The sequence below is a fragment of the Neisseria weixii genome, assembly GCF_042658245.1.
Lineage (GTDB): Bacteria > Pseudomonadota > Gammaproteobacteria > Burkholderiales > Neisseriaceae > Neisseria > Neisseria weixii.
Map to the genome: position 1 here is coordinate 78,515 of NZ_JBHSPY010000008.1, position 7,053 is coordinate 85,567.

Here is a 7,053-nt window from a genome sequence, read left to right on the forward strand (position 1 = left end):
GGCCTTTACATGATTTTCAGGTAAAATACCGCCATTGTTTCCACTATTGAGAAAGCCTGTCCCATGTACGCCCTTGCCCGTTCCATTCTGTTTAAAATCAATCCCGAAACCACCCACAATATGACCATCAAAGGCCTGCAAATCTGCAACAAACTCGGCCTGATTCCCTTCGCCAACAACCATGGCAAAGCCACCAAACTGATGGGGCTGCATCTGCCCAATCCGGTCGGCTTGGCGGCAGGTTTGGATAAAAACGGCGAATGTATCGATGCGTTCGGCGCGCTCGGTTTCGGCTTTCTCGAAGTCGGCACCGTCACCCCCCGGCCGCAACCCGGCAATCCGCAACCGCGCCTGTTCCGTGTGCCCGAGCACCAAGGCATTATCAACCGCATGGGCTTCAACAACCACGGCATCGATGCTATGATTCGCAACATCGAAGCCAGCAGCTACCAAGGCATTTTGGGCATCAATATCGGCAAAAACGCCGCCACCCCGATTGAACATGCGGCCGATGATTACCTGATTTGTTTGGAAAAAGCCTACGCCCACGCCGATTACATCGCCATTAATATTTCTTCGCCGAACACCAAAAACCTGCGTGCCTTACAAGGCGGCGACGAGTTGAGCGCCTTGCTGGAAACATTGAAAAACAAGCAGGCGCATTTACACGCAGCACACGGCAAATATGTGCCGCTGGCAGTAAAAATCGCCCCTGATTTGGACGAAGCGCAAATCGAAGACATCGCCCACGTGGTCAAAAGCGTGCAAATGGACGGCATCATCGCCACCAACACCACCATCGACAAATCATCATTGGGCAACCACGCCTTAGCGAAAGAACAAGGCGGCTTGAGCGGTTTGCCGGTGCGCGGGAAAAGTAACCAAGTGCTGAAATTGTTGGCTGAACACATCGACGGCGCGTTACCGATTATCGGTGTCGGCGGCATCATGGAAGGCCGCGACGCTGCCGAAAAAATCCGCTTGGGCGCCACCGCCGTACAAGTGTACAGCGGCTTAATCTACCAGGGTTCCGCACTGGTGAAAGATTGTGTGGCAGCGATTCGCTAAACGCAATATGCGGCAAAACAGAGGCCGTCTGAAATATTTCAGACGGCCTCTGTTTATCTGTAGCGGATTAACTTAACTTTCGCTACGGCGTTACTGCGTCTTGCCGTACTACTTGCACTGTCTGCGGCTTGCTGCCTGGTATTGAAGTAATGAAATCCGCTATAAAACCAACAATCTGTTATGCAAACTCTTGCAATTCAGGGTTGATGTCGGTTTGCGCCAAGTTGTTGACATAGTTGCACAAAGTTGCCAAAGCTACGCCCATCACCACTTCAACGGCTTGCTGCTGGTTGTAACCGGCATCGAAGAAGGCTTGCAGTTCGGCATCGGCTACCACGCCTTTTTTCGCCATCACCGCTTGGGTAAACGCCGCCAAAGCAGACAGTTTCTTATCGTCAAATGCATCCGCATCCAATGCACGTGCGGCTTGGATAGATTGCTCGGACATCAGTTTTTTCAGGGTGGCCAATTTGGTGTGGCCCGCCGCGCAGAAGCCGCATTCGTTGGTTTTGGCGGCAATGATTTGCACCACTTCCACTTCGCCTGCCGTCAGGCTGTTGGCGGCATTCATTTTGCCGGCTTCTTGATAAAACGCCAACGCCTCAGGGGCATTCGACAAAACCGATTAAGTTCGGGATAAAGCCATTGTTTTTCAAAACCACTTCCATGCGCGGTTTCGCAGCTTCAGGAACAGTATCCAAATTGTGTACGGTCAAACGTGCCATGATGATTTCCTTTTCCAACCCAATGAAAGTAAACGAGCCATGCTGCCTGATTCGCCGAAATAACAAAAGCACTCACTAAGTTTTTACCTGAAACAAAAAGCCATATCGGCAGCAGATGTATGATTTTACTTGAAATTAAATCGCTATCACCGCTAACTCATTGATTAGTAGGCCGTCTGAAACTATGTTCAGACATTTGATTCAGGTATGGCGGCTATTTTATGGATTTGCAAGTCCACGGCCGCGATATATAGAGAAAGCCGCCTTTTCCTTTATAATGCACTTTATTTTCTTAGATTTCAGACGGCCTGTCATCACGCGCTGTCTTCGCAAAGGCTTTATCATGTCACCAAACCAAACCCTGCTGTTAGTCGACGGCTCATCTTATCTCTACCGCGCCTACCACGCGATGGCACCGCTCACCGCCCCTGACGGCACGCCCACCGGCGCTGTGTACGGCGTGTTGAACATGCTGCGCCGCCTGCGCGCCGACCATATCCACGGTTATTGCGCGGTGGTATTTGATGCCAAAGGCAAGAACTTCCGCCACGACATGTTTGCCGACTACAAAGCCGCCCGCCCGCCCATGCCCGATGATTTGCGCCCGCAAGCGGAAATGCTGCCGGAACTGGTGCGGCTGATGGGGTGGCCGGTGCTGGTGATTCCGGGTGTAGAAGCGGATGACGTGATTGGCACATTGGCGCAACAAGGCGGCGACGCAGGCATGAAAGTCATCGTATCCACCGGCGACAAAGACATGGCGCAGTTGGTCAACGAGCAAGTCACCTTGGTCAACACCATGAGCGGCGAAACGTTCGACAGCAAAGGCGTGATGGCCAAATTTGGCGTACGCCCCGACCAAATCCGCGATTATCTGGCGCTGATGGGCGATAAAGTCGATAACGTGCCGGGCGTGGAAAAATGCGGCCCGAAAACCGCCGTCAAATGGCTGGCGCAATACGGCTCGCTCGAAGGCGTGATGGCCAACGCGGCCGACATCAAAGGCAAAGTCGGCGAAAACCTGCAAGCCGCCCTGCCCTACCTGCCCTTGTCTTACGAATTGGTCACGATTAAAACCGATTTGGATTTGCACGGCGAGCTCTCAGAGGGTCTCGACAGTCTGCGCCGCCAAACCCCGAAATGGTCGCAATTGGCAGTCGAATTCAAACGCCTTAACTTCCGCACCTGGCTGAAAGAAGCGGAAGAGCGTATGCGCGAAACAGCGCAAGGCGATGATTTGTTCGGCAACCCCGACATCGGCGAACAAGCCGCGTTGGCTGCCCAAATGCCGTCTGAACACATCATCACCCAAGCCGAAGCACCGGCCAAGCTGGATTACCAAGCCATCACCACCGAAGCGCAGTTGGCCGCCTTATTAAGCAAACTCGCCACCGCAAAAACCATCGGCCTCGACACCGAAACCACTTCACTCGATGCCATGAATGCGCAATTGGTCGGTATCAGCATGGCCTTTGCCGCCGGCGAAGCGGTGTATATTCCGGTCGGCCACACCCCGGCCGCCGCGCCCGACCAATTGGCTTTGGAAGACGTATTAGGCCGTCTGAAACCTTTTTTAGAAAGCGAAACGCTGCATAAAATCGGCCAAAACCTCAAATACGACCAACACGTGTTCGCCAATTACGACATCGCGCTCCAAGGCATCAGCGGCGATGCCATGTTGGCTTCCTACATTGTCGAAAGCCATTTGGGGCACAGCCTTGACGAATTGGCCGCGCGCTGGCTCGGCTTGGAAACCGTCACCTACGAATCCTTGTGCGGCAAAGGTGCGAAAGCGATTTCGTTTGCCGATGCCGCCTTGGAACAAGCCACCGAATACGCCTGCCAAGATGCCGATTTCGCCCTGCGCATCGAAAACCATTTGGTCAAACAAATGGACGACAAGCAGCGCGATATTTATCAAAACATGGAATTGCCCGTGGCGCAGGTGTTGTTCGAGATGGAGCGCACCGGCGTGCAAATCGACAAAGCCGAATTGGCCGCCCAAAGCCACGAGCTCGGCCGCCGCCTGCTTGAATTGGAACAGCAGGCCTACAAAGCCGCCGGTCAGCCGTTTAACCTCAATTCGCCGAAGCAGCTGCAAGAAATCCTGTTCGGCAAAATGGGCATTCCGACCAAAGGCCTGAAAAAAACCGCATCCGGCGGCGTGTCGACCAACGAAGCCGTGCTGGAACAACTGGCCGCCGATTTTCCGCTGCCGAAAATCATCTTGGAAAACCGCGGCTTGGCCAAGCTCAAATCCACCTACACCGACAAGCTGCCGGAAATGGTCAACCCGCGCACCGGCCGCGTGCACACCACCTACGCCCAAGCCGTCGCCATCACCGGCCGCTTGGCCAGCAACAACCCCAACCTGCAAAACATCCCCATCCGTACCGAAGAAGGCCGCAAAGTGCGCCGCGCCTTTAACGCACCGGCCGGCAGCGTGATTGCCTCTGCCGACTACTCGCAAATCGAATTACGGATTATGGCGCACCTCTCCGGCGACAAAACCCTGCTTGAAGCCTTCCAAAACGGCGAAGACGTACACCGCCGCACCGCCGCCGAAGTGTTCGGCGTACCCCCTGAAAACGTCACCACCGACCAACGCCGCTACGCCAAAACCATCAACTTCGGCCTGATTTACGGCATGGGTCAATACGGCTTGGCCAAATCACTCGGCATCGATGCCGTGTCGGCGAAAAACTTTATCGACCGCTACTTCGCCCGCTATCCGGGTGTGGCCGATTACATGCAGCGCACCAAAGAACAAGCCGCGCAGCAAGGCTATGTCGAAACCTTGTTCGGCCGCCGCCTCTACCTGCCCGACATCCACAGCAAAAACGGCAACGCCCGCGCCGGTGCCGAACGCGCCGCCATCAACGCCCCCATGCAGGGCACCGCGTCCGACCTCATCAAACGCGCCATGAAAAATGTGCGCCAATGGCTCGTTTCAGACGGCCTGCAAAGCAAACTGATTATGCAGGTGCATGATGAATTGGTGCTGGAAGTGGTGGAATCCGAATTGGATTTGGTGAAGCGAAAACTGCCCGAGATTATGGCCAATGTCGCCAAAGGTGAATTGAACGTGCCGCTGGTGGCTGAAGTGGGCGTGGGGGAGAATTGGGACGAAGCACATTGATTGATAGATAACTAAATAATAATACATTAATATACTAACTCACAAACCCTCTACTTCTATAAAACTTTATTATGACTAAAAATATTTTTTCAGCATTACAAGAATGTAGCTCAGGATCTAATTTTCTTATTAAAAATGACGACTTTCTGACTCCATCATATATTGTGACAATTGCAGCCCATCTTAAAAAGAACCCCATTACATTAGATTGTTTTCAGGTCCAATCAGAGTCTATTCAGAGCTACTTAGCTACTATTGGATTCAATGAAGCATTATGGAACATACCTTGTACTAACTATCGTCATAACATAGGTAGCACTTACTCCGTTTTAACCTTACTCGATAATGAAGAAGCCACAGATAGCGCCAATACACAAATTATTAGCTGTATCAGCAACTTCACAACTAATTACCAAAGTGAGGGACTAAATTCATTAAAGGAAGTAATTGGAGAAGTTCATGACAATGTATGGTCCCATGGAAAATCTACCGGATTCTCCATGACTCAACTCTACAAGAAAGCTGGAAAAATCGAATTTGCACTAGCAGATTTAGGCGGTGGCTTTTTAAAAGAGCTCAATCGTGTAAATTTGCCAATTTCAACACATGACCAATAAATGGTGTATCGAAAAAGGGCACTCTTCCAAAAAGATTGAAGCCGAAAATTATGATGATTGGACACAACAACTTCCCTCCGATGTAATTGGAAACCCCATGGGGAAATCCGCTAAATACAGGAAAAGCAACAATCATGCAGGTCTGGGATTAGCAAAATTTATCGAATTAATTCAACAATATAATGGAAAATTAAATATAGTTTCTGGAAATTGTATGTTGTCAATCAATCCGAATTCGCCTAATATTGTCTACACCACTTCTGAACAATACAATTGGGATGGCGTTATTATCACATGTCAACTAAATGTAGAAGCATTAACACAACCTTGTATCGACTCAGTAGACAATTCAGAACTTAGTGATATTTTATTAGCACTAACCGATTAAACTTAAGGAGTACACATCATGGAACAAACTATTCGCTTACCTAGCGGTAGCCTTGCTTCTCGTCGCTCCGCTATTCCATTTCGAGACCAAATTATCAGTCTTATTGAAGACAAAGATTGCACGAAAATTATCCTTGATCTCAAAAATACGGAAATAATTTCTGGCTCATTTGCTGATGAATGCGTAGGTATTCTAGTTAAAATTTATGGCTGGGATACTGTTAAATCAAAAATACGTTTAATCAATGGCAATGGTCAAGCGGATAAGAGTATCGCAAAAGCTATTTTAGGCAGGAAAAAAGAGTTAGCTAATTTTAAAGTACAAAAATTAGATTTAGCGATGGCTTAAAGCTTCATACATTTATAAAAAATATAAAAAAGCTGCTTGAAATATTTTTTTCAAGCAGCTTTATCTTTGATAACGAAATATACTCATCTTTTGTCAGTTAGCCCCTTTTACCCATCCTTACTTGCCACCCCACCCCTATTTGTTTACACTCAATCCATACCCCGCAATAACGCAAAGGAGCGAGATATGAGCATTTTTAAAGGCGATGAAGTGGATTTGAGTAAAGTGAAGCCGCAGCCTTATGAGAGCTTTGAAGAGCAAGACCGCAAGCGTGAAGAAGCGCGTGAGCGTGCGGCGACGGAAGTATATGAGCCGTTGACAGATGAGCAGCGTCAAATCGTGCGTGAGCAGTCGGGTATTAATCCGGTGGAGCAGTTTGTGGAAGATGTGGTCAACGATGTGGCCGGCAATGATAAAGATTGATGGTTAAACCATACCAAAGGCCGAGACCTTTGCGAAATACCGGCCACCCCATCCAAACGGTTACCTGAACAATCAGGTAACCGTTTTTTCATTTTCAGACGTGTTTCCCGTCCGTATTTCCCCCAATCAGCCCCTTTATCGGGTGCCATTGCCCTTTTCAGGCAGCAGCAGGCACACGAAGCCTGCCGGCTGCCTTTGGCAGGTTCAGGCACACCGCTTTCAAATGGCTTTGCGCCGGTACTTTCCGTAAACCGAAATAACGCGCTCTTTTACAGCCGGATTTCCGGTGCGGCGTACCGAAGGTTTGCCCGGCCGCACAGCGCACTTCCGACAGCTGCGTATTGC

6 protein-coding genes and 2 pseudogenes are annotated in these 7,053 nt (G+C 50.1%); 6 read left to right on the forward strand and 2 right to left on the reverse strand.

Features of this window, described 5'->3' with window-relative positions; all coding sequences use genetic code 11:
- Positions 1 to 63: 63 nt before the first annotated feature.
- Complete coding sequence (locus ACFPVS_RS06115; protein WP_378595496.1) at positions 64 to 1,068, forward strand: quinone-dependent dihydroorotate dehydrogenase; 1,005 nt, start codon at positions 64 to 66, stop codon at positions 1,066 to 1,068.
- A 178-nt stretch (positions 1,069 to 1,246) separates the two neighbouring features.
- Here ACFPVS_RS06115 and ACFPVS_RS06120 read toward each other — a convergent pair.
- Positions 1,247 to 1,793: pseudogene (locus tag ACFPVS_RS06120) on the reverse strand (carboxymuconolactone decarboxylase family protein).
- Between the two features lie 343 nt (positions 1,794 to 2,136).
- Between ACFPVS_RS06120 and polA the strand changes: the two are divergent.
- The 5 genes from polA to ACFPVS_RS06145 all read left to right on the forward strand — a co-directional run bounded on the left by polA (position 2,137) and on the right by ACFPVS_RS06145 (position 6,708).
- Positions 2,137 to 4,932: a DNA polymerase I gene (gene polA / locus ACFPVS_RS06125; RefSeq protein ID WP_378595497.1), complete on the forward strand. Its 2,796-nt coding sequence runs from the start codon at positions 2,137 to 2,139 to the stop codon at positions 4,930 to 4,932.
- Between the two features lie 71 nt (positions 4,933 to 5,003).
- Positions 5,004 to 5,549, forward strand: coding sequence for a hypothetical protein (locus ACFPVS_RS06130; RefSeq protein ID WP_123804044.1), 546 nt, complete (start codon positions 5,004 to 5,006; stop codon positions 5,547 to 5,549).
- Positions 5,539 to 5,937, forward strand: a complete 399-nt coding sequence (locus ACFPVS_RS06135) for a hypothetical protein (RefSeq protein WP_096294552.1) — start codon at positions 5,539 to 5,541, stop codon at positions 5,935 to 5,937. Before ACFPVS_RS06130 ends, ACFPVS_RS06135 begins: the two co-directional genes overlap by 11 nt.
- An 18-nt stretch (positions 5,938 to 5,955) precedes the next feature.
- Positions 5,956 to 6,285 (forward strand): STAS-like domain-containing protein, encoded by a 330-nt coding sequence (locus ACFPVS_RS06140; protein ID WP_096294551.1) that lies wholly within the window; start codon positions 5,956 to 5,958, stop codon positions 6,283 to 6,285.
- A 186-nt stretch (positions 6,286 to 6,471) separates the two neighbouring features.
- Positions 6,472 to 6,708, forward strand: coding sequence for a cytochrome-c oxidase (locus tag ACFPVS_RS06145; protein ID WP_095502508.1), 237 nt, complete (start codon positions 6,472 to 6,474; stop codon positions 6,706 to 6,708).
- Between the two features lie 157 nt (positions 6,709 to 6,865).
- Here ACFPVS_RS06145 and ACFPVS_RS06150 read toward each other — a convergent pair.
- A pseudogene (locus tag ACFPVS_RS06150) lies at positions 6,866 to 7,053 on the reverse strand (IS5/IS1182 family transposase); the annotation flags it as partial.